The organism is Aestuariivirga sp., from assembly GCF_047600585.1.
GTDB lineage: Bacteria > Pseudomonadota > Alphaproteobacteria > Rhizobiales > Aestuariivirgaceae > Aestuariivirga.
Genome location: NZ_JASGKP010000001.1, coordinates 469553 through 495340 on the forward strand (window position 1 = coordinate 469553; position 25788 = coordinate 495340).

Consider the following 25788-nt stretch of genomic DNA (forward strand, 5'->3'; position numbering starts at 1 on the left):
AACCTCAGCCGCCAGCCTCCAGCACGGGAATGCCCGCGAGGATGTCGGCCTCGAAGGGGCTCAGCATGCTGCCGTCTTCAATCGCCTTCTCGAGTTCGGCGACGGACAACACCGCCGTCAGGCGCGCAATGATCGCCGCTCTCTGGTTCGTTTCGTTCACCTGCCGGCCCTCCGCGAAGGTGGCGTAGACCTGATCGGTATAGCCCAGGATGCGCGCGGCCCGGATGGCATCGCCGGTTTCAGCTTCGATCGCGGCTGCGCACTGGATCAGGGCGATGTACCAGAAGCGCGACCTGCGCGTCAGGTATTCGGCTGCTTCCAGGATCAGTTCGCGGGCGACATCGAACTCCGCAAGCGCGATGTGGTAGGACGCCAGATTGGCAAGAAGAACGCCGCATTCGATCCGGAAGCGCGGTTCGCGCCCGCGCAACAGCAGGTCGCGCACGATGGTTGCGGCCTTGCGCGGATTGCCGGCGAGGAAAACCCATTCACCGATGAACATGCCGGAGCGGAGCGCGCTTCGGGTGCTGCCCTTGGCCCAGAGCATGGCGATGCCGGCCTCGCCTCGGGCAAGTCCATCGCCGGTTTGCCCGTTCTTGATCAGGTCGAGAGCGAGCGCGGTCAGAAGGTTGCCGTTGAGTTTCGAAGTCTTCGATGTTGCGCACGAGAGTTGACAGCTCTGATGCAGCAGCGCGCGAGATGGCGGTGTCCGCCTTCACCTGCCAGACCCTGATCGTCATGGAGAGCGCATGGGCCAGCTTGCGCGTGTCGCCGGCGTGGCGGAAGTATTCCACAGCCTTGGCGATCAATTCGGCACCGAGTGTGTCCTGTGCGGTGGCGCGGCAGAGTTCGGTCGCGCCCAATCGCAATTCGGCTTCGACCCCCGGCACATCCGCGCCACGGCAGGCATCGAGTGCCTTGCGGCAGTGATGCAGACCTTCCTCACCATGGCCCGCCTCGAGCCAGAGGCGCCAGGCCACGGCGCACAGTTTGGCAAGCCCGACCGGCTGCCGCTGCTCGCCAAGCCAGGCGACGGCGGCGCGCAGGTTCTCCATCTCGCGCTGGTAGAGCAGCAGCCAATCGCGATCCGGCATGTCTTCCCATTGCGCCATGCTTTTTGCGAGCAGGTCGGTCATGTAGCGGGCGTGACGGGCGCTGGCCTCGCCCAACTCGTTTTCGCGTTTCAGGTGTTCAAGTGCGAAGTGCCGGGCGGATTCCAACAGGCGGTAGCGGGAGGCACTGCCGGACTCGCGCACCAGAAGGGACTTGCGCAGCAGTTCGAGAATGATCTCCCGGTCGCCGCCCACCGCAGTGGCGCCATCTAGCGAGAATCCGCCGTTGAACACGCCCAGCGATCGGAACACCTGCCGCTCCCGTTCGCTGAGGAGACCATAGCTCCAGCTCAGCGCAGCCGTGAGCGAACGGTGGCGCGGGAGGCCCGTGGACCAGGGCGCTGCAAGGCTTGTGAGTTCCGCCTCGATCTGCCGCGCCACTTCGGGAATGCCGAGGGCCGCGGCGCGCGCCGCCGCCATTTTCAGGGCCAGCGCCACACCCGACAGACTTTCACAGAGGCGCGCGACGACGGGAAGTTCAGCGTCTTCAATGCGCTCGCCCAGCGCTTCATAGCAGTGGCGGAAGAAGGCGACCGATGCCGCGTCCCTTGCGGTGTCATCCGCCGTTCCGAAGGCATGAAGCTTGTAGATATGCTCGAGACCCAAGCCCAACGGAATCTGCGAGGTACAGAGCACGCGCATGCGCGGCGCCCGCTGCAGGATGGAAGACGAAACCGATGCAGCCGCTTCCAGCACGTGCTCGCAATTGTCGAGAACGATCAGGCCGTCCTGGGTCTGAATGTGCTGCACGAGGATCTCGATGGCCGGCAGCGAGGTGCTGGGTTGCAGGCCGAAGGTGGCGATGATTGCGGGCAGGATGTGCTGCGGGTCGGCAATGGGCGCAAGGTCGACAACCCACGCGCCGCGCTGCGCCTGCTCGGACATGCGGGCGGCAACCTCAACCGCGAGCGTCGTCTTGCCCACGCCGCCGGGCCCCACGATGCTGACCAGCCGGTTCTCGTCGAGGAGAGTCGATACCGCTGCAATCTCCGCGTCGCGCCGGATGCAATCGCTGCGGAAACTCTGGGCGTTTCCCGGTGCGGCAAGTTGCACGGGCCGCAACGAGGGCGATCTCTCGGGCAGGGGACCCACATACTTGTAGCCGCGGCCATGCACCGTGGCGATCAGCTCCGTGCCGAGAAGCTTCCGCAGCGAGGACACGTGGACCTGAAGGGTGTTTTCGCCGACCACGACGCCGGGCCAGACGGCATCGAAAATTGTTGTCTTGTCAACGATCTCGTTGGGATTCGCGAGAAGGAGGGTGAGAATGTCAAAGGACCGGCCGCTCAGTTGCACGGGTCCGCGCGGCCCGATGAGCTGGCGTTCCCGTTCCCGCAATTCGTAACCGGCAAATCTCATGGGCGAATGCCAAGCCTTTCAATGACCTCCTCAATAGCGGGGTTTTCGGGAGGCCGGAACGCCAAACCCGCGGGCTTCAGGTAATTTCAGGTTTCACCCAAGGACTTTCAGGCGGGCCCCGGCCACTCTCGCAGCCAGAGGAGAACGCCCATGTCCATCAATCCCGCCCTTTACATCTCGCATCTCTGGAAGCGTCTGCACCAGCCTGGCTTTGGCACCGCCCTCAGCAACATGAAGCTGGGCTGGCGCGATGCCCGCATCCTTTCGCACCTGAACGATCAGGCGCTCGCGGACCTTGGGCTGCATCGCGAAACAGATGTGGGAGAGCGTGACCGTATCTGGCGTTGACGCGAGCGGCCTACGGCGGCACCAGCCCGCCCGCAAGCTTGCCTTTCAGGTCCTCCGGGTTCGACATGGCGCGCACCCAGCGCACCGACGTGATCTTCCAGGCGGGGTCGAGCTTCTGCAGTTCCGTGACGAGGCCGGGCAGGTGGCCGGCGCCATAGGTCACGTAGATCTTTTGTGCGGGCGAGTCGGCAATCGCCTTCGCGAGGTGCGCATTGCGATAGTCGAGAATGATCCTGCCCTTGGCGGAGGGCGCTTCATCCTTGGAGACGACATAGTTCAGGATGCCGCGGCAGATGATGCCGGCGAGTTGCTGCTGGCCCGCCGTTCCGGCCTCATGCAGCTTTGCGAACAGCGCAAAGATGTCGAAGTCGCCGGCCTTTTCCTGCTGCTTCAGTTCCCCGGCGATCGCCGCGGCAAACTGCGGATCCGAGGCAACGAGGCGGTCGTATTCCGCCTTCATGTCGGCATGGGTGACGTCGGCGGTGATGTTCCGTTCGGGGTGGGCTGCCGCATCCGCCACAAGGGGCTTGAAGTAATCGAGCTGGAACGTGATCCCGCAGGATTGCGCCATGCTGGAATAGCTGGCGCTGAGGCCGCCCTTCATGCCCATGAAGGTGCCGAACCATTCGTCTGCGCCCGGCACGTCCGGTGAGGGCATGATGCCTTCGTAGAACAGCACATAACCTTCGGCGAGCGCATTCTCGAGATCGAAGACCACGGACTTGTAGAAGCTTTCGGAGCCGATGTGCTGCATGCCCTGGAAGACGACGTCCTTCTTCCCGTCGGTGAGGCGCACGAGGGGAAGGACAGTCGGTGCCGCATCCACCATATAGGCGGCATAGTAGAACGGTGCCGCCAGCAGTGTTCCGAAGGTCATGAGCAGGACTGCGCATGACCGGAGGAAACCACTGCCCACATTCCGCCTGACGATGATGAGCTTCAGCACGGTATAGATGCCGGCCAGCAGCACGGCAGCCGCGACGGGGATCGCGATGACCCAGAGCGGGAACTGCGCGATGACGGGGATGGCGAGCAGGAAGAGGATGAGGAGCACGAACCAGGCAATCGCCGAAAGACCGATGCGGGTGCGCTGACCGAAGGAAACGGGTTCCATGATTCCTGTCACTCCATCATTCCATGTGTGTCCAAGATTGCTGGAAAGAATAACAACTGCGACGTGCGGTGCCATTCCTTTCTGCACAGGAGGCGGCGGTTTTTTTCGGAATGATCCGTGAGGATCAGCATTTCATCATGATGAATGAGCGGGCCTCATGTGTCGGGCCTGCCGATTCAATAAAGCAGAAGATCTGCGTTACGGCTCTGGGGCCAATTCCATTTCCGCAAGCGCCACCCAGAAGCTCACGCCATGGGGAATGGCCTCATCGGCAAAATCATACTGCGCGTTATGAAGCGGCGCCGTGTTGCCGTTCCCCATGTTGATCATGGCGCCGGGTCTGGCCTCCAGCATGAAGGCGAAGTCTTCCGCGCCCATGTCGGGCTGGCAGTCATCGTCGACATTCTGCGCGCCCGCGACGCGCCGTGCCGCCTCGGCAATCACGCCTGTCTCGCGCGAGTGATTGAAGGTCACGGGGTAGGGAAGGATACCGCCGTCCGTCACCTCCGCGCGTCCGCCAAGTGCCGTGGCGATGCCTTCTGCCGTGCGCTTCAGGTTGGCAAGCGCAAGGTCGCGCAGCTCGCGCTTCAATGATCGTATGGTGCCCGTGAGCTTCGCCGTATCCGGAATGACATTATGCGTATCGCCCGCCTGGAACTGCGTCACCGAGACGACGACGGACTCGACCGGATTGGCATTGCGGCTGGCAATCGCTTGCAGCGCCGTCACGATCTGCGCCCCGATCAGGATGGGATCGATTGTCGTGTGAGGTGCAGCCGCATGGCCGCCGCTTCCGGTGATGGTGATGGTGAAGACATCCATGGCCGCCTGCAGGCCACCCTTCCGCGTGGCGAAGTGGCCGACGGGCAGACCCGGAAGATTGTGCAGGGCATAGAAGCGGTCGATGGCGAAATGTTCGGCGAGACCGTCCTTCATCATGGCAAGGCCGCCGCCGCCGCCTTCCTCCGCCGGTTGGAAGATCACCACCACGCGGCCACGAAAGTTCCGCGTCTCGCAGAGATTGCGCGCAGCCCCCAGCAGCATGGCGGTGTGGCCGTCATGGCCGCAGGCATGCATCACGCCATCGACGGTGGAGGCGTAGGGTCGTCCGGTCATTTCATGAATGGGAAGCGCGTCCATGTCGGCGCGCAGCCCGATGGCGGGGCCGGGACCGTGACGCCCGTGGATGACGCCGACAACACCTGTTCGCCCGAGGCCGGTCACCACCTCGTCACAGCCGAAGTCCTTCAGCTTGGTTTCGACGAAGGTGGCCGTCTTGAATACGTCGAAAAGCAGTTCGGGGTTCCGGTGCAGTTCTTGCCGCCAGGCCTTGATCTCGTCGAACATTTCTTGCGCGCTGTTGAGAAGGGGCATGGCCTGAACCGGAGTTGGGAAAGATGCGGAAATGCTAGCTGCCAGCCCCAGGCCGGGCAAGCCGCATGCCCCGCATGATCGCATGCATTTACGCAGGGCGCGGCCCATGCCTATGATTGCTCAACTGCACGCAGCAAGGGAGGCCCTGACATGTCGGACGTTGCCATCATCACCGGAGGAACGCGCGGCATTGGCGCTGCCATCGCCGGTGTGCTCGCAAGGCGCAAGGTCCGCCTCGTGCTCAATGGCCGGCACCGTGACGCCGACGTGGAAGAAGAACTTGCCGAGCTTTCGGGCCTGACCGACGTCACCTTCGTGGAGGGCGATGCCGCTGATCCGGCAACGGCGCAACGTCTGGCATCCACCGCCACCGACACCTACGGCCGCATCGACTACGTCATTCCCGCAGCGGGCGGCCCCAATCCCGGCAAGGTCACCGACCTCACGGTGGAGCAATGGCTCGCGGCCTTCCATGTGCATGTGCACGCGGTGTTTCATCTCTTCCGCGCCTGCCATCCCGCGCTTTCGGTGCGGGGTGGGGGCGTGCTCCTGATCGGCTCAGTGGCGGGCGAGAGAGGCTGCCCGGGCACGGTCGCCTACCAGACGGTGAAGGGCGCACTGCCGCAGTTCGCCCGGGCACTGGCGCGCGATCACGCGCACGAGGGCATCCGCGTCAATGTGATCGAGCCCGGCATCATCCGCACCCGCTTCCATGCAGCGATGACGCCCGAGGCCGAGAAGAACAATCTCGACAACCGCATTCCCTTGCGCCGCTTCGGCCGTCCGGAGGACGTCGCATCCGCCGCGCTTGAACTTCTCACCAATCCCTTCATCACCGGCGAGACGCTGGTGATCGATGGCGGCATGTCGATGCGGATGGTCTAGCGCGCCCCGGTCACGCGGCACCCTGCCGGTAGATGCTGACCGCCGCAGCCACCAGATCGGTGTTGTTCCGCGCTGTGCGGCCATCCGGCAGCAGCTTTCCGTCTTCAAGTCCGACGCGGGTTGAAAAACCCTGCCGCCGTGCGCGCCGCACGAAGTGCCAGACCGTGGCATCGAAGCCGTGCAGCAGGATGGGACGCTGCACACCCGCCGCTTTCAGAACGTCGAGAATGCCTTCGGTGGCGCGGTCTGCGGCTTCGATATCCTGCTCCCCGATTTCGATCAGCACGCGGAGCACTGTTGCCGCTTCGGGCAGCGTCACGAAGCGCTTCGCATCCTCAACGGACGCGAGACCGGCTTCGATACCGACGTTGCGCTGGCGGAGCAGGAACATCACCATCGGCGCATCGGATTCCGAAAGATTGACAGAGGCATAGTCGGGCAAGTTCGCCCAATTCCTGATGCAGTGCCGGGTGGCCTCGACATCATTCTCGATCCACGCGCCGGTCGAGACGCCGATCAAGGTGCCGGGGCAGTGCGTTCGCAGCGCCGGCATCACATCATCGATGGAGGCAAGGCTCTCCCGACTGTCCGGCTTGCGCGGGTGGACGTGGATCTCGGCTGCTCCGGCCGCGAGGCAGAGCGCGCTGTCACGCGCCATCTCCGCAACCGAGAGAGGAAGTGCGGCGTGATACTCCGCTGGGCGCGCGCCATTGATGCAGGCCTGAACGATCATTGAAGGTCCTTACACGAAAGACCCTCACTTTGCTGCATTCGCGTGGCTGCGCAAGATGCACGTCAGGATGCGGGCAACAGGGCGCAGAAGGAGTGCGCGCTCCCTCTGCGCCCTGCGCTTTGCAATCGACGCCAGTTTTTTACTTGCTGGGCAGCAGCACCGTGTCGATCACGTGAATGATGCCGTTGTCGGTGACGATGTCGGCCTTGACGACCTTGGCGTTGTCGATGGTGACGCCGCCTGCACCCTTGCTGATCGCCAGCGTGCGGTCACCGGTGGACTTGAGCGTGCGCACGTGGAAGGGGCCCGCAAGCATCTGGTTCGCGGCGAGTTCGCGCGGCAGCACGTGATAGGTCAGGATGGCGACGAGCTTGTCCTTGTTCTCGGGCTTGAGCAGGCTCTCGACCGTGCCAGCCGGAAGCTTCGCGAAGGCTTCGTCGGTGGGCGCGAACACTGTGATGTTCTTGGTGGTGGCCAGCGCATCCGCAAGGCCAGCGGCCTGGGCCGCGGCCAGCAGCGTCTTGAACGTGCCGGCCTGGGCGGCCGTTTCGACCACGTTGGCGGCAGAGGCATGGGCTGCGCCAAAGCAGATCGCAGCGGTCATCATCAGAATCTTCTTCATCGGTGTCTCCGTCTGAGTTGTGTGTCGGGCGGCGTCTTGGTGAAGTGACTGTCCGCACCCCGCACAGTCGCAAACGAGGCGATTCCGATTCCGGATTGTCCCGGGGCAGCATCACAAATTCGTGAGACTGCGTGAGTGTGATGAACTCAGGTGAGCACGCTGCGCAGAAGCGGATTGGGAAAGCGCCGCGAGAGGGTGACGGCGAGGAAGGTTTCCTGAATGCCATCGAGCCGCGTGGCTTCCACCAGCTTGCCGCTCGCCAGTTCGTCACGCACGACGATGGGCGGGATCACGCACAGCCCTGCATCTTCGCGGGTCAAGAGTCGGAGCATGGCCATGTCGTCGGCCTCGGCGGCAATCTGCGGCGCCACATCGAGCGTTGCCACAAGCGCATCGAAGGCAGCACGCAGCGATGTCTCGGGCGTGGGCAGCACCAAGGGATGAGCCGCGATCAGCTCCGCCAGTTTCAGCTTCTTGCGGCCAAGGCGCTTCGCCGTGCCGATCAGGCTCACCGGCTGCTCATCCAGTTTGGTGATGAGCCACTGGCTGCTGGCATCGCGCGGCGGATGAATGTTGGTGAGCACCACATCGAGCGCCAGCGACTCGAGACCCCGCAGCAGTTCCGACTGGGAGCCCGAGCGGAGTACCACCTCCACATCCGGGCGCCCGATCAGCGGCCGGAGGAACTGAATCTGGAAGTTGCGCGACAGTGTCGAGAGGGCCCCGACGCGGAGCGCCCGGCGGCTACGGGTCGCTTCCTTCAATGTGGCGGCCAGGTCGTCGGCGGTACGGAAAATCGCCTCGGCATGGTCGAGCGCGATGCGCCCCGCCTCGGTCAGCACGAGGCCGCGGCCACGCCGCTCGAACAGGTCGTGTCCGAGGGATTCCTCTAGCGATTTCAATTGAGTGGAGAGGGCCGACTGGGAGAGATTCAGGCTTTGCGCCGCCCCCGTCAGGGTGCCATTGCGGGCCACGGCGCGGAACAGCCGGAGGTGATGGAGGTTCAGGTGCATTGTTCTATTTTCTCAAACAATAGTTCCTATAATATGTAATTTTCTGAAAGTATTGCAACGGCTAATGCGGCTCCATCACACGCCTTCCGGAGCCTGCCCGCATGACCCTTCTCTCCGCGCTCTCACTGCTCGCCCCCGCACCGCTTCTGGCCACCGCCGCGCTGGCAGCGCTGCGCCCCGGCCGCCGGCCTGGTTTTCTGCCCGCGGTGGCGGAGGCGTCCACGATTGTCTCTCTGCTGCTGGCGGTCCTCGGCCTGTGGCAGACGGTTGCCGTCGGAGCGACGGACACCATCGTCTCCTTCGGTCCGTTCGCCTTGCAGCAAGACGTTCTCAGCGCCACCATGCTGCTGCTGGTGAGTTTCGTGGGCTGGGTGGTGGTGCGCTACAGCCGCACCTATGTGGATGGGGAAGAGCGCGAAGGCGCCTTTCACGGTTACATCCTGTTCACGCTCGCCACCGTCATGCTGCTGGTGAAGGCGGGCAACATGGTCACGCTCGTGATCGCCTTCGCCGCTGTCGGGCATGGTCTCGGCAAGCTGCTGCTCTTCTATCCGGGCCGGGCTGAAGCACAACGTGCGGCCACCAAGTTCTCGCTCATCTGGGGTGCTGCCGATGGCCTTCTTGTCATCGCCGCCATCCTCTTCTGGGTGACGTTCGACACCGTCGGTTTCACTGCGATGTCAACGGCAGCCGCAAACGAAACATCCTTCACCGCCCACACGGCCGTGCTGCTGCTCGTGGTCGCCGTGCTGCTCAAGACGGCCGCCTTCCCGCTCCACGGCTGGCTCACCGAAGTGATGGAGGCGCCGACGCCGGTTTCGGCCCTGCTGCATGCGGGCATCATCAATGCCGGCGGCTTCGTGTTGATCCGCATGGCCGATGTGGTGCAGGCCTCGCCCATCGCCATGGCGGTGCTGGTGCTGGCCGGCGGCTTCACCGCGCTCTTCGGCGCCATGGTGATGCTCACCCAGAGCGCGGTGAAGACCGCACTCGCCTGGTCCACCATCTCGCAGATGGGCTTCATGCTGCTCCAGTGCGGCCTCGGCCTCTGGGCGCTGGCGCTGCTCCACATCATTGCCCACTCGCTCTACAAGGCACACGCCTTCCTGTCCTCGGGTGGGGCGGTCGCCGCCGTGCAGCAGACCAGGCGGCCGGGCCCGGTCGCGGTCCCCAGCCTGATGGCGGTGGTGAAGTCCTTCGGTCTTGCCCTCTGCCTCTATGGCCTCGTGGCGCTTGCCTTCACGCTCGCGGTGGGCCCCAAGTCCCCGCAGGCGCTGGCGCTCGGCACCATCCTCGTCTTCGGTGTCGCCTACCTGGTGGCGCAGGGCTTGGCCGGTGCAGCGCCGAAGGCCTTGATGATCCGCACGGTCACGGCGTCTGCGGCTGCGGCCGTGTCCTACTTCAGCTTCCACATCCTTGCTGGCGCCCTGTGGGGCAGCGCACTGCCGCAGGCACCGCTGGCGGGCCCGCTGGAATGGTGCCTGCTGGCGCTCGCCATCTTCTCCTTCGGGCTCGTCGCCTTCGCGCAGTCGCTCTTCCCGCTCTGGGCTCATCATCCGGCCACGGCAGGATGGCGGGTGCACTTCGCCAACGGCCTCTACCTCAACGCCATCCTCGACCGGCTGATCGGCGGCTTCAAGCTGTCCCAGCCGCAATCCACGTCCAACTGAACCCGCAGGAGATCCCGCATGTCGCCGCATCTCGTCCACCCGCTCCCCGACAAGGCCATGAAGATCCTCGAGGCGGCAAGCGCCGCCGCCCGCCAGGTGCCGCCTGCCTTCCCGCTCGATGCCACGGTGGCGGTCAATCCCTTCCTCGGTCACACGGGTGATGACCTCGCCACTGCCTCCGCCCGCCTGCAACGCCTCGCCGGCACGGCCTTGATCCGTCAACGGAGCGATTTTGCCATGAAGATCCGGAGCGGCGAGATCACCGCTGACGATCTCGCCGCGGCCCTCGCCGAATGCCCGCACCGGCAGAAGCCCGCCGATGTCGCCCACCTCATGGCTGCACTCGATCAGGCACCCGCCAAGGCAGATGTGCTGCCGACCGTTGCCGATCTCGCGGCGCGGGCTTCGGGCACGGACTGGCCGATGCTGATCCGCAAGTCGCTCGGCCTCTGGGCGGCGGGTCACTTCGATCGCGGGCAGGCGCTGTGGTCGCCCACGCCCGGCAAGAGCACCTATGCTGCCTGGCGCGAATGGGCCACCCACGATCTGTCGCCCGAGATCGCGGGACTGCGTGGCTTCTGCACCCATGTGGCGGCGGCCCCCGACACGCCCGAGCGCATGATCCTGCGCGCCGTTGAAACCCTCGGTCTCGATGCCGAGGCCCTGCCGCTGTTCTTCCACCGCCTGCTGCTTGATGTGGGCGGCTGGGCCCAGCATGCGCGCTACGTGATGTGGCAGGCCGAGATGCGGGGCGAGACCGATCACACCGTCACCGACCTGCTCGCCATCCGCCTCGTGTGGGAGGAAGCGCTGTTCCGTCACGTGCCCGCGCTCCACGCAGACTGGGGCGAGGCCGCCGACGCTTACGCGCTGCCGGTCGTGCCCTCCGGCGATGACGTCATCGACGCGATCCTGCAGGACGCCGCAGAGCGCAGCCAGCAGCGCCAGACCGCCGCCTTGCTGATGCCGCGGCAAACGCAGGACAACCGGCCCCTCCTGCAAGCCGCCTTCTGCATCGACGTGCGCTCGGAAATCCTGCGCCGCGCGCTGGAAGCGCAGTCGCCCGGTATCGAGACCATCGGCTTTGCCGGCTTCTTCGGGCTTCCCGTGGCGCACCGGCCACACGGCTCGGTGGAACGGCGGCAGCATCTTCCGGTTCTGCTCAAGGCCAGGTTCAACGCGGTGCCCACCAGCGATCCGCTGGCCGAAGAGCAGACGCGGATCACGGCACGCGCCCACCGCGCCTGGCACCGCTTCCGGCAGGCGGCCGTCTCGTCCTTCGCCTTCGTGGAATCGGCCGGTCCCTTCTATGGCCTGAAGCTGGTGCGCGATGCGCTCGGCCTGTCGCCTGTTGCGCACAAGGCCGAAGCGATGCCGCGCTTCGAGCCGCCGCTCTCTCCCGCCGACAAGCTGGCAAATGCCAAGGCGATCCTGAAGGCTATGGGAATGGGCAAGGTCTTCGCGCGGCTTGTGCTGCTCGTCGGCCATGGTGCCGCCATGACCAACAACCCCCATCACAGCGCCTATCACTGCGGCGCCTGCGGCGGTGAGACCGGCGAAGTCTCGGCCCGTCTCCTCGCCGCGCTGCTGAATGATCCCGAAACCCGCAGCGGCCTTGCCGCCGATGGCATGCACATTCCAGAGGACACGTTCTTCGTTGCCGGACTGCACGACACCACGACTGATCGCGTGACGCTGTTCGAGGACGCGGCACCTGCCGCGCACGGCTTCGACCTTGATCAGGCGAAGGAGTGGCTGCAAAGGGCAGGGGATCTCGCCCGGCAGGAGCGGGCGCAACGCCTGCCGCGGGCACGCGCAAAGTCGATTGCGGGTCGCGCCGCCAACTGGGCCGAGGTGCGGCCGGAGTGGGGGCTTGCCGGATGTTCTGCCTTCATCGCCGCACCGCGTGCCATCACGGTGGGCAGCAACCTCAAGGGCCGCGCCTTCCTGCACAGCTATGACTGGCAGGCCGACGCCGACTTCGCCACACTCGAACTCATCCTCACCGCACCCGTCGTCGTGGCAAGCTGGATCAGCCTGCAGTACTACGGCTCCAGCGTGGCACCCGCGGTGTATGGCGGTGGCAACAAGCTGATCCACAATGTGGTGGGCGGCATCGGCGTGATCGAGGGCAATGGTGGCGTGCTGCGGCCCGGCCTGCCGTGGCAGGCGGTGCATGACGGCGAAAAGCTGATCCATGATCCGCTGCGCCTCACCGTCTTCATCGAGGCACCGGTCGGCGCCATCTCGCGCATTCTCTCGCGGCACGATCAGGTGCGCGAACTCTTTGACAAGGGCTGGCTCCATCTTGTGGCCTTGGAGCAGGGGCAAGTCGCGGCGCGCTATCGTCCCGGCCTGCGTTGGGACCGCTCCGATGACGTGCAGGAGGCGGCATGAAGCTTCCCGCCATCGCGGTTCTCGGCACCATGCACGGCAAGGCGGATGCGATTGCGCCGCCGCTGTTGCAGCTTGGCGTTTCGCTCGTGGTGCCGGCGCTCGACACCGATGGCTTCGGCACCTTCACCGGCGAGGTTCCGCGCAAGGGAACCATGCTGGAGGCGGCAAGAGCCAAGGCGCGTGCGGCCATCCACGTCTCCGGCATTCCGGTTGGTGTCGCCACCGAAGGCGCCTATGGCCCTCATCCGGTGTTGCCCTTTGTTCCCTTTGGCCGCGAACTGCTGCTCTGGCTCGACACGACGACGGGGCAGGAAATCGTCGAGGTCATCGCCGATGAAGAGCCCGACTTCGATCAGGTGGAGGTCAACACCGTTGGCGCGGCCGAGGCCTTCCTCAACCGCATCGACCTGTCGGCCACCGCCGTTGCGGTTGCCCTGCGGGGCGCGAAGCCTGCATCGGTGGCGAAGGGCCTGCGCGAGCGAGCGGAGGTTCTGGCCGCCGTCGAGAAGGCGTTGGCGCGCGCGGGCAGCAGCTCTGTTCTTGTCCAGACCGACATGCGGGCCCATTGCAACCGCCGCCGCATGCGGATGATCGGGCGTCTCGCCAACCGCTTGGCCGAGCGCCTCTCGACGCCGTGCCCGGCCTGCGGCGCGGCGGGCTTCGGCATCGTCCGCCATGAGCGTGGCCTGCCCTGCAGCGATTGCGGCACGGCGACGGACCTCACGCGCGCTGCCGTGCGGCAATGCACGGTCTGCGCCTTCGAAATCCAGTCGCCCGTTGCCGACAGGCCGCATGCCTCTCCGGCCGAATGCCCTGCCTGCAATCCGTGAGTTGACCAGCGGCGCAATGTTTTCCCTTCCCTCGCGGCGTCGTCCTGCTATGTTAGCGATAACAAGAAATGGGTGGGGAGGGACGAGCGTTGGCGGCACGCGGTGGCAGCGCGAAGGTGATCCGGGCGTCGGCCCCCACCATGTCGGACGTGGCGCGGCGAGCCGGCGTATCCACCATGACCGTGTCGCGCGCGCTGCGCGATGGCGCATCGATTGCGAGCGACACCCGCGAAAGGATCATGAAGGCCGTGAATGATCTGGGCTATGTCCTCGATCAATCAGCGGGCAGCCTGTCCTCCAAGCGCACGGGCTTCGTCGCGGCCCTTGTTCCCTCGCTCAACAACTCCAACTTCGCTGACACGGCGCGCGGCCTTACCGATGTCTTGCAGGGTGCCGGGCTCCAGCTTCTCCTCGGCTACACCGATTATTCCATCGAGAAGGAAGAAGAGCTGATCGAGTCCATGCTGCGGCGCAGGCCCGAAGCGATCGTGGTGACAGGCGGCAAGCACACGGTGCGCGGACGCAAGCTGCTCGAGAACGCCGGCATCCCGGTGATCGAAACCTGGGACCTGCCGCCCAAGCCGGTGCGCCATGTGGTCGGCTTCTCCAATGCCGAGGCCGCCGAGGCACTGGTGAAATACCTTTATCAAAGGGGCTACCGGAAGATCGGCTTCATCGGCGGCACCAGCAACCGCGACACCCGCGGCGCCGACCGCCGACTGGGCTACGAGCGCGCCATGGCGGCACTCGGCCTCAAGGACACGCGCATCATCTCCTTTGGCACGCCGCCCATCTCCATGCGCCAGGGTGGCGAGGCACTTGCACGTCTTGTGGAGCAGTGGCCCGATGTGGAGGCGGCGATCTGCGTTTCCGACCTTTCGGCCTTCGGCGCACTCTCCGAATGCCAGCGCCGCAAGTGGCCGGTGCCGAAGCGCATCGCCATCGCGGGCTTTGGCGATTTCGAGATTTCCAGTTGCAGTCATCCCACCATCACCACTGTGGGTGTCAACTGCTACGAGATCGGCAAGCGCTCGGGCGAACTTCTGCTGCGGGCGATCGAGGGCGAGCGCGCCAGCAAGCCCATCGGTGCCGAGACCATCATCACGCCCTACGCCGTCATTCCCCGCGACAGCGCCTGACGCGCCACGCGATTTTTCCGCTGGACAAGCCGTGGTCACCGTTTCATGTTATCGATAACATAAGAAACGCAATGGGAGCCTGTGGTGAGCAAGCCTGATGCCTTGCCCGATGTTCTGCAAGTGGGGCCTTATCCCGCGTGGGATGAGGAGCCTCTCGCAGCGACCTTCACGCTGCACAAGCTTTTTGAAGCGTCTGATCGGCAGGCGTTCCTGAAGAAGCATGGTCCATCCATCCGCGCCATCGCCACCCGCGGTGAACTCGGCGCCAATGCCGAGTTGATCGCCGCCTGTCCCAATCTCGAGATCATTTCCGTCTATGGCGTGGGCTACGACGCCGTAGACCTCTCTGCAGCGAAGGCCCGCAACATCCGCGTCACCAACACGCCCGATGTCCTCACCGAAGACGTGGCCGACCTTGCTGTCGCCATGATGCTCGGCCTGTCGCGCGGCATGATCGCTGCGGAACGCTGGGCGCGGCATGGCAGTTGGGTCAGCAAGGGCGGCTTTCCCTTGCAGCAGCGCGTGTGGGGCAAGAAGGCCGGCGTGCTCGGCCTTGGCCGTATCGGCCGCGCGGTCGCGGACCGCCTGCAGGGCTTCGGCATGGAGATCGCCTATTCCAGCCGCACGCCCAAATCTTCCGCCGCGCAGTGGACATTCATCGCGGACCCTGTCGCACTCGCGGGCCATTCGGATTTCCTCTTCGTCACGCTCGCGGCCAACGCCGCAACACGCCACATCGTCAATGCCGGTGTGATCGAGGCCCTCGGTCCCGGCGGCATGCTGATCAATGTCTCGCGCGCCGCCAACATCGACGAGAACGCTCTGCTGGATGCCTTGGAGCAGGGCAGGCTCGGTGGTGCGGCACTCGATGTGTTCGAGGGCGAGCCGAAGCTCAATCCGCGCTTCCTCGCGCTTCCCAACGTGCTGTTGCAGCCGCATCACGGCTCCGGCACATTCGAAACCCGCAAGGCCATGGGCCAGCTTCTGCGTGACAACCTGATGGCCCATTTTGCCGGCAGGCCATTGCCCACGCCGGTGTTGTGAGCAGAGCATGAAAGCAATCGTCATCCACGCGGCGAAGGATCTCCGCATCGAGGAACGTGAAGCCGAAACGCCCGGGCCCGGGCAACTCTCGGTGAAGCTCGCCACCGGCGGCATCTGCGGCTCGGACCTGCATTACTTCAATCACGGCGGCTTCGGTGCCATCCGCCTGAAGGAGCCGATGATCCTCGGCCATGAGGTGGCGGGCCATATCACCAAGCTCGGGGAGGGCGTGCAGGGCTTCCGCGTCGGCCAGCTTGTCGGCATCTCGCCATCGCGGCCCTGCGGCACCTGCAAGTATTGCCGCGAAGGCATGATGAACCAGTGCCTCAACATGCGCTTCTATGGCTCGGCCATGCCGTTCCCCCACATCCAGGGCGCCTTCCGCGAACACCTCGTCGTCGATGCCAGCCAGTGCGTGGCGGCGGACGGCCTCTCGGCGGGTGAGGCGGCGATGGCGGAACCGCTCGCCGTCACGCTTCATGCCACGCGCCGTGCGGGCGACATGCTGGGGAAGTCGGTGCTCGTCACCGGCTGCGGGCCCATTGGCATCCTTTCGATCCTTGCGGCCCGGAGGGCGGGTGCCGATCTCGTGGTTGCGACCGACCTCAGCGACTACACCCTTGCGATGGCGAAGAAAGCGGGTGCCGACGTCACGCTCAATATGGCGGAGAGCGCGCAGGCGCTCGATGCCTACAAGCCCGACAAGGGCACCTTCGATGTTCTCTATGAATGCTCGGGCGCGCAGGTGGCGCTCACCGGTGCCATTCCGGCCATGCGGCCCGGCGCCACCATCCTGCAACTGGGTCTGGGTGGCGACATGACCTTGCCGATGATGCAGATCACCGCCAAGGAGCTGGTGCTCAAGGGCTCGTTCCGCTTCCATCCGGAATATGCAACGGCGATCAGCCTCATGCAGAAGAAGCTGATCGACGTGAAGCCGCTCATCTCCGAAACCGTGGCCTTGCAGGATGCGCAGAAAGGTTTTGAACTGGCGAACGACCGGAGCAGGGCCATGAAGGTCCAGATCGCATTCGCATGAGGCAGGGCACGCCATGAGCAACAACAGGTTTTCACTCGCGGGCAAGATCGCCCTCGTCACCGGATCGAGCCAGGGCATCGGCCTCGCCATTGCCGAAGGGCTGGCCGAGGCGGGCGCGCATGTCGTCCTCAATGGCCGCGATGCGGGAAAGCTGGAGCAGGCGCAGGCTGCCCTTTCTGCAAGGAATTTCAAGGTCTCGGTGGCCGGCTTTGATGTGACGGATGAAGCCGCCGTGACGGCCGGCATCGCCGCCATCGAAAAGGATGCCGGCCCCATTGCCATCCTCGTCAACAACGCGGGCATGCAGTTCCGCACGCCGCTCGAAGACTACCCGCTGGAGAAGTGGCGCGAGCTCATGCGCGTCAATGTCGAAAGCGCCTTCATCGTCGGCAAGGCGGTGGCGAAGGGCATGATCGCCCGCAAGGCCGGCAAGATCATCAACATCGGTTCGGTGCAGAGCGAACTCGGGCGGCCCACCATCGCGCCCTACACGGCGACGAAGGGCGCAATCAAGATGCTCACCCGGGGCATGTGCGCCGACTGGGCGAAGCACGGCATCCAGGTGAACGCCATCGGCCCTGGCTATTTCAAGACGCCGCTGAACCAGGCACTGGTCGACAATCCGGAATTCTCGTCGTGGCTCGAAAAGCGCACGCCCGCCGGGCGCTGGGGCACCGTGGATGAACTGATCGGCGCCGCCGTGTTTCTTGCCTCGCCGGCCTCCTCCTTCGTCAACGGCCACATGCTCTATGTGGACGGCGGCATCACGGCCGTCCTCTAGATGTTCAGGGGCGCTGCCGTGGTGATGGGCGTTGCAAGCTGCGGCAAGACCGTGGTGGGCGAAGGCCTCGCGCAGCGCCTCGGCGTCCGCTTCGTCGAAGGCGACAGGCTGCACCCTGCGGCGAATGTGGCGAAGATGTCGTCGGGAACACCGTTGACCGACGAGGACCGTTGGCCGTGGCTCGCCGAAGTGGGCGCATCCCTGCGCGGAGATGATGGCGTGATCGCCTCCTGCTCGGCCCTGAAGCGCGTCTACCGCGAGCATATCACCGCCGCTGCAAAGCGGCCGGTGTTCTTCGTCTTTCTTAATGGCAGCCGCGAACTGCTGGAGCGTCGCATCGGTGAGCGCAAGGGCCACTTCATGCCTCCTTCGCTGCTCGCGAGCCAACTCGCCACGCTGGAGCGGCCTACGAAGCAGGAGAGGGCCGGGCGCTTCGATATCGACCAGCCGGTGGAAACGATTGTGGACCAGGCCGCGGCCTGGCTTTTGCAGCAGCAGGTGTGAGATGGCAGAGACGGTTGCATTGATCGGCGCGGGCATCATGGGGCAGGCGATTGCCACGCGGCTTCTCTCCTGCGGCCACGCCCTCGCGGTCTTCGACATCGACAAGGACAAGGTGGCCGCACTCGTGCAGAAGGGCGCAAAGGCGGCCTCCAGCCCTGCCGCCGCCGCACGTGAGGCCGATTACGTGATCCTCAGCCTCAACCACGCGGACATCGTTTCCAAGGCTGTGTTCGGCGGGGACGGCATCGCCTCTGTGGCAACGCCTGCAAAACTTCTGATCGACATGTCGTCCATCGATCCAGCCGCCACGGCGGAGATGGCGGCGCGCCTGAAATCGCAAACCGGCATGGCCTGGGTCGATTGTCCCTTGTCGGGTGGCGTGCCCGGTGCGCTTGCGGGCAAGCTCACCATCATGGCGGGCGGCGAGGCCGCAGACTTCGAACGCGCCCGTGCCGTCATGAAGGATCTCGCCGCCAACTACACATTGATGGGCGGCTCCGGTGCCGGGCAAACGACCAAGCTCGTCAACCAGCTCTTCTGCGCACTCGCCTTCCAGGCTGTGGCCGAAGCGGTGAAGCTTGCGGAAGCGGGTGGTGTCGATCCCGCCAGCATTCCGGCGGCCTTGGCCGGTGGCCGCGCGGATGGGCGGATCATGCAGGAATTCATGGCGAAGTTTGCAGCACGTGACTTCGCCCCCACGGGCAGCCTCGGCAACATGCTGAAAGACCTCGATTCCATTCAGGCCTTTGCATTGAAGACCAAGACGCCACTGCCGCTCACCAGTGCGGTCACCGACCTGCACCGCATTCTCATTGCCATGGGATTGGGCAGCAAGGACAACGCCGAAGTGATGCGCCTCCTCGACGGACAGTGAAAATCGTATTGACTTGGCTTCCGCGCCGGGCCTACGATGTTATCGATAACATTCAAGAGGGACCACGAAGGTCTCCGGCAATGGGAGAAACGGTTGAGCGAGCGTCTTCTCAGCTTCGAGAACGTGACCAAGCGCTTCGGCGGCACCACCGCCTTGCGCGACGTGAGCGTGCATCTCGATGCCGGCGAAGTGCTGGCGCTGCTGGGTGAAAACGGCGCCGGCAAGTCCACCCTGATCAAGAGCCTCGCCGGAATCCACACACCCGACGAAGGCCGCATCCGTTTCAAGGGCGAGGACTATGTGCACCGCCCGCCCAAACCCAATGAAAAGCAGCGCGTCGCCTTCATCCACCAGGACCTTGGCCTCGTGGAATGGATGTCGGTCACCGAGAATGTGGGACTGGCCCAGGGCTATTCCATGCGGGGCGGCGCCATCGACTGGCGCAACACCGAGAAGCGCGCCGTCGCGGCCTTGCAGAAGGTGGGTTGCGATTTCGATCCCTCGCGCCGGGTGCAGAGCCTGAGCCGCACCGAGAAATCCCTTGTCGCCATCGCCCGGGCGCTCGCCACCGAGGCCGACGTGCTGGTGCTGGACGAGCCCACCGCCAGCCTTCCCGCCGACGAGGTGGAGCGCATGTTCGTGGTGCTGCGCGATCTCAAGGCGCGCGGCGTCGGCATGATCTATGTCTCGCACCGCCTCGATGAAATCTTCCGCATCGCCGACCGGGTTGCGGTGCTGCGCGACGGTCGCCTCGTGGGCGCCAAGGCGGTGAAGGACACGACACCCTCCGAACTCGTCAACATGATCGTCGGCCGCGAGGTGAAGGACCTTTACATCCGCGCCCCCCTGAAGCGGGGCCGCGAAACGCTGCGGGTGAGCAACCTCGCCACCGAGTCCGCAGGCCCCGTCAGCTTCTCGGCCTACGAGGGCGAAGTGCTGGGCCTCGTCGGCTTGCGCGGGGCAGGGCAGGAGGCGGTGGCGCGCGCCCTCTTCGGTGCCGAGCCCTCGAGCGGCAGTGTCATGCTGGATGGCAAAGCACTCGATATGACCTCGCCCGAAGTGACCCTCCGCCAGGGCGTCGGCCTCATCGCCCGCGACCGCACCGAGGAAAGCATCGCGCCAGCACTCTCCATCCGCGAGAACATGTTCCTCAATCCGCTCGCCATTGGCCGGAGCCTGATGAGCATTCTCTCGCCCTCGGCGGAAGCGCAGCGGGCGCTTGGCATCGGCGAAGAGGTGGGCCTTCGTCCGAATGACCCCACGCTCGCCGTCGAAGCGCTCTCGGGCGGCAACCAGCAGAAGGTGATCGTCGGCCGCTGGCTGGCCACAGGCCGCAAGCTCCTCGTCGCTGAAGATCCGACCGCGGGAGTCGATGTCGGCGCGAAATCGGAAATCTACCGCCTCGTGGCGCGCGCCCTCGAGGCGGGCCTCACCGTCATCGTCGTCTCAACCGATTTCGAAGAAGTCGCCCATATCTGCCACCGAGCGCTGGTTTTTTCCCGCGGCGTGATTGTCGCCGAAATCGCCGAGCGCGGCCTCACGACGGAATCCCTCATCCACGCCGCATCGGCATCAGAGGCCGCCTGACCCATGAACTCCATCCAGTCAAACGCCCTTGAGCCGACGCGCAGCGAATTGAAGGAACTGAGCGGCCCGCAGAAGCTGGCCCGGCTCATTCCCGTTTACGGCCTCGTCATTCTCACCGTCTTCCTGATCGTTCTCTTTTCCATTCTGCTGCCCAACACCTTCCCGACCGTTCTCAACCTGCGCTCGATCATCTCCGACAAGGCGATCATCCTGATCCTGTCGCTGGGTGTGATGATCCCCATGTCGGCGGGCCGCATCGACCTCACGGTGGGTTACGGCATCGTGCTCTGGCACATTCTCGCGATCTCGCTGCAAACCATGTTCGGCTTCTCCTGGCCGCTGGCGGTGCTCACCGTCCTCGTGCTCGGAGGCTTCATGGGCATGCTGAACGGCCTGCTTGTCGAGGTGGCGAAGATCGACAGCTTCATCGCAACGCTCGGCACCGGCACCATTCTTTACGCGCTGGCCCTGTGGCATTCGGGCGGCCGCCAGATCGTGGGCGCCTTGCCCGAGAGCTTCTATGCCCTCAACACCACCATGGTGTTTGGCCTGCCGATCACCGGCTACTATGTCGTCGTCATCGCCCTCATCATGTGGTTCGTCTACGAATACCTGCCGGTCGGGCGCTATCTCTATGCCATCGGCGCCAGTCCCAAGGCCGCCGCCCTCAACGGCATTCCCGTCCGCAAATACGTGATGGGCTCCTTCATTGCCTCGGGTCTCTTCACCGCCCTTGCCGGCGTCCTGCTCGCCGCGAAGCTCCGCATTGGCCAAGCCAGCGTCGGCCTCGAATACCTGCTGCCGGCATTGGTCGGCGCATTCCTCGGCTCCACCACCATCAAGCCGGGCCGCGTCAACGTCTGGGGAACGATGATCGGCATCGTCATCCTGGCCGTCGGCATTTCCGGCATCCAGCAATTCGGCGGCTCGTTCTGGGTCGAGCCCATGTTCAACGGTGTCACCTTGCTCATTGCCATCGGCATCGCCGGATATGCGCAACGCCGCAAGGGCGCCGCACGCAAATAACCAAACAGCAAACGGGAGGAAGACCATGCTGAGACGTTACGTAATGAAGGGCCTGCTGGCAGGCTCGATGCTGATGGGCCTCGGGCTCGCCGCATCGGCCGAGGATTTCGACGGACCGACCTCGGGCCCCAAGGCCGCCGAAGGCAAGACCATTGTGGTGCTCGCCGCCGACATGAAGAACGGCGGCATTCTCGGCGTCACCAACGGCATCGAGGAAGCGGCCAAGAAGATCGGTTGGACCGTGAAGGTGCTGGATGGCGCGGGCTCGGTACAGAGCCGCTCTGCCGCCGTGGGCCAGGCCCTGGCACTGAAGCCCGATGGCATCGTCATCAACGGCTTCGACGCTGCCGAACAGCAGGCCGCGCTTGAAGGCGTGGTCTCCGCCAAGATCCCGATGGTCTCCTGGCATTCCGGCCCGAAGATCGGCTGCGATGCACCGGGCGGGATTTTCGCCAACGTCTCGACCGATGCCATGGACGTGTCCAAGAAGGCGGCCGAATGGGCGCTGAAGGATGCGGGCGGCAAGCCGGGCGTGATCATCTTCACCGACTCCACCTACACCATCGCCATTCTCAAGGCGGCGAAGATGAAGGAGATCATCGAAGCAAACGGCGGCACGGTGCTGCAGTGGGTGGATACGCCCATCGCCGAAACCTCGACGCGCATGGGCCCGCTCACCACCACGCTGCTGCAGCAGTATGGTGCGAAGTGGACGCACTCGCTCGCCATCAACGATCTCTATTTCGACTTCATGGGCCCGTCGCTGGCTGCTGCCGGCATCGATGGCCGCGCCAACCCCAAGAACGGTTCGGCGGGTGACGGTTCGGAAGCTGCCTTCCAGCGCATCCGCACCGGCCAGTATCAGGCCGTGACCGTGGCCGAGCCGCTCAACCTTCAGGGCTGGCAGCTCGTCGACGAACTGAACCGCGCGGTGCAGGGCCAGCCCTGCTCGGGCTACATCACCGCGCCTGCGCTGGTGACGGAAGAGGGCCTGAAGGCGGCTGGCGACAGCAACCAGTTCGATCCGCAGAACGGCTACCGCGACGCCTACGCCAAGATCTGGGGCAAGTAACAAAGACCGGGCGCAGCTTCGGCTGCGCCCGCAACCATTGGGATCGCCACCATGTACATTCGCTGTGCCTTCTTCGAAGGCAAGGTCAAGCCCGGCTGTGACGAGGCCTTCGCCGCCTTCGTGAAGGACAGGCTCGTGCCGCTCTGGACGCAGTTTCCGGGGGCGGACGAGGTTCGCGTCCTGCGCCAGAAGGAGTCAGACACCGAGAACCCGCATTATGCGATGGTGCTCTCCATCCGCTATCCCAGCCTCGCGGCGATCGAGCAGGCGCTGAAGTCTGATGTGCGTTTCAGGAGCCGCGAGGAAACCGCTGAACTCGTGAAGATGTTCGACGGCCGCATTTTCCATACCGTCTTCGAAGTGCCGCATGAAAAGGGCAAATAGCGCGGCACCCGCCGCAGCCTAGGCCGCCTGGCTGCCACGCTCCTTGCCGTTGCCGAGCTGGAACTGCCGGATAAGCGAGCGCAGCATTTCCGACTGCTGGTTGAGGTTCTGCGTGGCGGCGGTTGCCTCTTCCACCATGGCGGCGTTCTGCTGGGTGGTGAGGTCGATCTGGCTCACCGCGGTGTTGATCTCGGTGAGGCTGCCTGCCTGGTTCTCGGCGACGACGGCAATCTGCCGGATACGCTCGCTCACCTCGGTCACGCGCGTCACGATCTTGGCAAGGGCTGCTCCCGTTGCCTCGACAAGTTGCACGCCCTGCATCACCTCGTTGGACGAGGTGGAGATGAGCTGCTTGATGTCATGGGCCGCACTCGAGGAGCGCTGCGCCAGGGCGCGCACTTCCGAGGCCACCACGGCGAAGCCGCGGCCGCTGTCACCGGCACGGGCCGCCTCGACGCCGGCATTGAGCGCCAGCAGATTGGTCTGGAAGGAGATCTCCTCGATCACCGAGATGATCTGGGTGATCTGCGAGGATACCCTTTCGATGCGGCGGATGGCTTCGATGGTCTGCGCCACCACGGCGCTGCCGCTGTCGGCTTCGGCCTGTGCCAGTTCCACCGCATCGCGGGCGTTGCGGGCTTCGGCGGCTGTGTCGTTCACCGTGCGGGTGATTTCGGTGAGCGCGGCGGTTGTCTCCTCGAGGCTTGCCGCCTGGGATTCCGTGCGCCGTGAAAGATCGTCCGAGGCAGCGGAGATTTCATGGGCGCCGCTCGAGATGGTGCCGGTTGATTCCGCCACGGTGTTCACCACGCTCTGCAACTGGTGGACGGCGGTGTTGAAATCCTTCGCCACGGACTGGAAGGCGCCCGGCAGGTTTTCGGGCATGCGGTAGGAAAGGTCCTTGCGCGCCAGCCGTTCCAGAGCCTGCGAAAGCTGTGTGAGAAGCTGCTGGCTTTCTTCGTGGCTTTGCTTGCTGTCCCGTTCCGCCTCCTGAGCCCGTGCGATCGTGAGGTTGAGGCTGGCGAGTAGCTTGCAGATCATCAGGCCGATGGCGCCGAGGGCCACCGCCTCGACCACGAGGATGACGGCGTGCATGACAACCCGGCCGAAATCCGCTCCGCCGGGGTAGAGCGCCGTGGCATAGAAGAAGTTGAGGCCGAGGTGATGCACCGCCACCGTGGCCGTGGCAGCCAGGATCACGCGCCAATCGATGTAGCTCACCAGCACGGCCAGCATGGCGAAGTAGTACATGTGCAGGTCGGTCTGCCAGGGGTGGCCTTCAAGTGCTGCGACGCCAAGCGAAATCTGGATCATCAGCACCGCGGCGGCCACAATGCGGCCGCCCGCACGGTCTTTCGAGGTCAGCAGCACGAGACTTGCGAGCACGGCACCGGCAAGGGCCGGCGCCGCCAGCAGCAAGGCGTTCTTCCCGAGCAGCAGGCACACGCCGAACAGCAGCGGAACATGGGCCCAGAGAAACGCCAGAACGATGCGGTCTGACCTGACCCTTTGATCTTCAATGCCGTGGATCATCTCAAACTCCTGCAGGAAAACAACCGCGGCTTGCGGCGGCGTGGAAACGCAACCACTCTCCCCGCGCGCGGTTCCGGTTGATGTTGCTTGGCACCAGCACCACGAAGGGCAGGCCGCCCGTGCTCAGCACGGGGCCCGTTTCGGCTGCGGCGAGAAAGCTCGTGTCCGCGTCCCACCAGGGCGGGAAGAGCAAAGCTTCCGTGCCGGTGGCCTTGCCGGACAGCAGAATGCCAAGAAGGGAGAGCGCACTCAGCAGCGTGACAGCGACCATGGGTAGGATGGTCCCTATGATGTTCTGATTGTCCAATGTTCAGTCAACGCTGCCGGTGGTGTTGCGATTCGCTCGGTGTACGGACGTTTCTAGGGAGCGCGACTTGCTCCGAACTGGACAAAAGCCCACGACTTTCCGGCATTTGTTCAATCCGTTTGATGAATGGTCTTCACGCATGTTCACCAGAAGGTGAAAAGTGGTGGAACGAACCGCCCCCCACAACCGGGCGTAACGCCAGAACCACACCATCGTGGTCAAACAACAACTGAGGGAAACAACATGCGGAAGCTTTTCGCCGCCACGGCCCTGCTGTGCCTTATGGTCACCGGGTCCTCTGCTGCAACGATCGTCCAGACCGCTGCGGGCAACAAGAACTTCTCCACGCTGGTCACGGCCGTGAAGGCTGCGGGCCTCGTGGGCACGCTCAACAGCCGCGGGCCCTTCACCGTCTTTGCGCCCACCAACGCGGCCTTCGCCGCGTTGCCCGATGGCACGGTGAACACGCTGCTCAAGCCGCGCAACAAGCGCGCACTCACCAAGGTGCTCACCTGCCACGTCGTCTCCGGCAAGGTGATGGCGCGTGACGTGATCTCGCTCGTCAAGAAGGGCCACGGCAAGGCCACGGTGCGCACCGTGGGCGGCTGCAAGCTCACCTTCCGCGTCGGCAATGGCCGCGTTCACATCACCGATGAGAACGGCCGCACCGCGCGCGTCACCGCCGCCGACCTCAAGCAGTCGAACGGCGTCATTCACGTCATCAACAAGGTCATCCTGCCGAAGTGATCCGGGCGGAATGAGCATCGAAGTGTGACCTTGACTGCCGCTCCGCGTCAGGGTCACGATGGGGCGCTGCCGGGCTTCGCAGCGCCCCTTTCCGTTGCGCGGGGCGGCGCGTGAAGATTATTTTCAGATTTGACTTCGCTCGCCTGGCAAATTTGCACGGCTTGATCGCAGCAGAACCGCGCCAGCCAGATTCTGCCAACGACCCATCTCAAAAATACATTGAAATTATTGGTATAAATCGCCTGCAGCAGAATCTGCTTGTGTTCTGAAAAGAATTTTCTAAACTGCCGTCAT

General features: G+C 64.6%; 26 protein-coding genes. 17 read left to right on the plus strand and 9 right to left on the minus strand.

Annotated elements, in window-relative coordinates; genetic code table 11:
* Positions 1–4: 4 nt before the first annotated feature.
* Both QM801_RS02090 and QM801_RS02095 read right to left on the minus strand, forming a co-directional pair.
* The gene (locus QM801_RS02090; protein ID WP_415017554.1) at positions 5–547 is read right to left on the minus strand and encodes a hypothetical protein; all 543 of its coding nucleotides are present in this window, start codon (positions 545–547) and stop codon (positions 5–7) included.
* On the minus strand, positions 489–2471 hold the full coding sequence (locus QM801_RS02095; protein ID WP_415017555.1) for a winged helix-turn-helix domain-containing protein: 1983 nt from the start codon (positions 2469–2471) through the stop codon (positions 489–491). Before QM801_RS02095 ends, QM801_RS02090 begins: the two co-directional genes overlap by 59 nt.
* 150 nt (positions 2472–2621) lie before the next feature.
* Between QM801_RS02095 and QM801_RS02100 the strand changes: the two genes are divergently transcribed.
* Positions 2622–2819 (plus strand): DUF1127 domain-containing protein, encoded by a 198-nt coding sequence (locus QM801_RS02100; RefSeq protein WP_415017556.1) that lies wholly within the window; start codon positions 2622–2624, stop codon positions 2817–2819.
* A gap of 10 nt (positions 2820–2829) precedes the next feature.
* On the opposite strand, the gene QM801_RS02105 is transcribed toward QM801_RS02100, so the two are convergent.
* A complete protein-coding gene (locus QM801_RS02105; RefSeq protein ID WP_415017557.1) occupies positions 2830–3933 on the minus strand; it encodes a hypothetical protein in 1104 nt (367 codons plus the stop codon).
* A 198-nt stretch (positions 3934–4131) separates the two neighbouring features.
* Entirely contained in the window at positions 4132–5307 is a 1176-nt protein-coding gene (locus QM801_RS02110; protein WP_415017558.1) for a M20 aminoacylase family protein, read from the minus strand.
* Positions 5308–5457: 150 nt separating this feature from the next.
* Here QM801_RS02110 and QM801_RS02115 point away from each other — a divergent pair, with 150 nt between their 5' ends.
* A complete protein-coding gene (locus QM801_RS02115; protein ID WP_415017559.1) occupies positions 5458–6192 on the plus strand; it encodes an SDR family NAD(P)-dependent oxidoreductase in 735 nt (244 codons plus the stop codon).
* A gap of 10 nt (positions 6193–6202) precedes the next feature.
* Here the strand turns inward: QM801_RS02115 and QM801_RS02120 are convergent, their stop codons facing one another.
* The 3 genes from QM801_RS02120 to QM801_RS02130 all read right to left on the minus strand — a co-directional run bounded on the left by QM801_RS02120 (position 6203) and on the right by QM801_RS02130 (position 8560).
* Positions 6203–6925 carry a 3-keto-5-aminohexanoate cleavage protein gene (locus QM801_RS02120; protein ID WP_415017560.1) on the minus strand — a complete coding sequence of 241 codons (723 nt, stop codon included), beginning with the start codon at positions 6923–6925 and terminating at the stop codon, positions 6203–6205.
* Between the two features lie 139 nt (positions 6926–7064).
* Positions 7065–7547, minus strand: a complete 483-nt coding sequence (locus QM801_RS02125; RefSeq protein ID WP_415017561.1) for a fasciclin domain-containing protein — start codon at positions 7545–7547, stop codon at positions 7065–7067.
* A 146-nt stretch (positions 7548–7693) separates the two neighbouring features.
* Positions 7694–8560, minus strand: a complete 867-nt coding sequence (locus tag QM801_RS02130) for a LysR family transcriptional regulator (RefSeq protein WP_415017562.1) — start codon at positions 8558–8560, stop codon at positions 7694–7696.
* A gap of 101 nt (positions 8561–8661) precedes the next feature.
* Here QM801_RS02130 and QM801_RS02135 point away from each other — a divergent pair, with 101 nt between their 5' ends.
* The 13 genes from QM801_RS02135 (at position 8662) to QM801_RS02195 (ending at position 22907) form a co-directional block, all read left to right on the plus strand.
* The gene (locus tag QM801_RS02135; protein WP_415017563.1) at positions 8662–10230 is read left to right on the plus strand and encodes a proton-conducting transporter membrane subunit; all 1569 of its coding nucleotides are present in this window, start codon (positions 8662–8664) and stop codon (positions 10228–10230) included.
* An 18-nt stretch (positions 10231–10248) separates the two neighbouring features.
* Entirely contained in the window at positions 10249–12627 is a 2379-nt protein-coding gene (locus QM801_RS02140; RefSeq protein WP_415017564.1) for a YbcC family protein, read from the plus strand.
* On the plus strand, positions 12624–13457 hold the full coding sequence (locus QM801_RS02145) for a DUF6671 family protein (protein WP_415017565.1): 834 nt from the start codon (positions 12624–12626) through the stop codon (positions 13455–13457). Before QM801_RS02140 ends, QM801_RS02145 begins: the two co-directional genes overlap by 4 nt.
* Before the next feature lie 140 nt (positions 13458–13597).
* Entirely contained in the window at positions 13598–14596 is a 999-nt protein-coding gene (locus QM801_RS02150; RefSeq protein WP_415020880.1) for a LacI family DNA-binding transcriptional regulator, read from the plus strand.
* 84 nt (positions 14597–14680) lie between these two features.
* On the plus strand, positions 14681–15640 hold the full coding sequence (locus tag QM801_RS02155; protein ID WP_415017566.1) for a 2-hydroxyacid dehydrogenase: 960 nt from the start codon (positions 14681–14683) through the stop codon (positions 15638–15640).
* 7 nt (positions 15641–15647) lie between these two features.
* The gene (locus QM801_RS02160; RefSeq protein WP_415017567.1) at positions 15648–16679 is read left to right on the plus strand and encodes an L-idonate 5-dehydrogenase; all 1032 of its coding nucleotides are present in this window, start codon (positions 15648–15650) and stop codon (positions 16677–16679) included.
* Positions 16680–16692: 13 nt separating this feature from the next.
* Positions 16693–17460, plus strand: a complete 768-nt coding sequence (locus QM801_RS02165; RefSeq protein WP_415017568.1) for an SDR family oxidoreductase — start codon at positions 16693–16695, stop codon at positions 17458–17460.
* Positions 17461–17964 (plus strand): gluconokinase, encoded by a 504-nt coding sequence (locus tag QM801_RS02170; RefSeq protein ID WP_415017569.1) that lies wholly within the window; start codon positions 17461–17463, stop codon positions 17962–17964.
* Position 17965: 1 nt separating this feature from the next.
* Positions 17966–18838: an NAD(P)-dependent oxidoreductase gene (locus tag QM801_RS02175; protein ID WP_415017570.1), complete on the plus strand. Its 873-nt coding sequence runs from the start codon at positions 17966–17968 to the stop codon at positions 18836–18838.
* Positions 18839–18874: 36 nt separating this feature from the next.
* The gene (locus QM801_RS02180) at positions 18875–20425 is read left to right on the plus strand and encodes a sugar ABC transporter ATP-binding protein (protein WP_415017571.1); all 1551 of its coding nucleotides are present in this window, start codon (positions 18875–18877) and stop codon (positions 20423–20425) included.
* Between the two features lie 3 nt (positions 20426–20428).
* Positions 20429–21451, plus strand: a complete 1023-nt coding sequence (locus QM801_RS02185) for an ABC transporter permease (protein WP_415017572.1) — start codon at positions 20429–20431, stop codon at positions 21449–21451.
* 67 nt (positions 21452–21518) lie between these two features.
* Entirely contained in the window at positions 21519–22523 is a 1005-nt protein-coding gene (locus QM801_RS02190) for a substrate-binding domain-containing protein (protein ID WP_415020881.1), read from the plus strand.
* 51 nt (positions 22524–22574) lie between these two features.
* Entirely contained in the window at positions 22575–22907 is a 333-nt protein-coding gene (locus QM801_RS02195) for a hypothetical protein (protein ID WP_415017573.1), read from the plus strand.
* 18 nt (positions 22908–22925) lie between these two features.
* Here the strand turns inward: QM801_RS02195 and QM801_RS02200 are convergent, their stop codons facing one another.
* Both QM801_RS02200 and QM801_RS02205 read right to left on the minus strand, forming a co-directional pair.
* Positions 22926–24440 (minus strand): methyl-accepting chemotaxis protein, encoded by a 1515-nt coding sequence (locus QM801_RS02200; protein WP_415017574.1) that lies wholly within the window; start codon positions 24438–24440, stop codon positions 22926–22928.
* A gap of 1 nt (position 24441) precedes the next feature.
* Positions 24442–24711 carry a hypothetical protein gene (locus tag QM801_RS02205; protein ID WP_415017575.1) on the minus strand — a complete coding sequence of 90 codons (270 nt, stop codon included), beginning with the start codon at positions 24709–24711 and terminating at the stop codon, positions 24442–24444.
* A 318-nt stretch (positions 24712–25029) separates the two neighbouring features.
* On the opposite strand from QM801_RS02205, the gene QM801_RS02210 reads away from it, so the two are divergent.
* Positions 25030–25494 (plus strand): fasciclin domain-containing protein, encoded by a 465-nt coding sequence (locus QM801_RS02210; protein WP_415020882.1) that lies wholly within the window; start codon positions 25030–25032, stop codon positions 25492–25494.
* Positions 25495–25604: 110 nt separating this feature from the next.
* Positions 25605–25763 (plus strand): hypothetical protein, encoded by a 159-nt coding sequence (locus QM801_RS02215; protein ID WP_415017576.1) that lies wholly within the window; start codon positions 25605–25607, stop codon positions 25761–25763.
* Positions 25764–25788 lie beyond the last annotated feature (25 nt).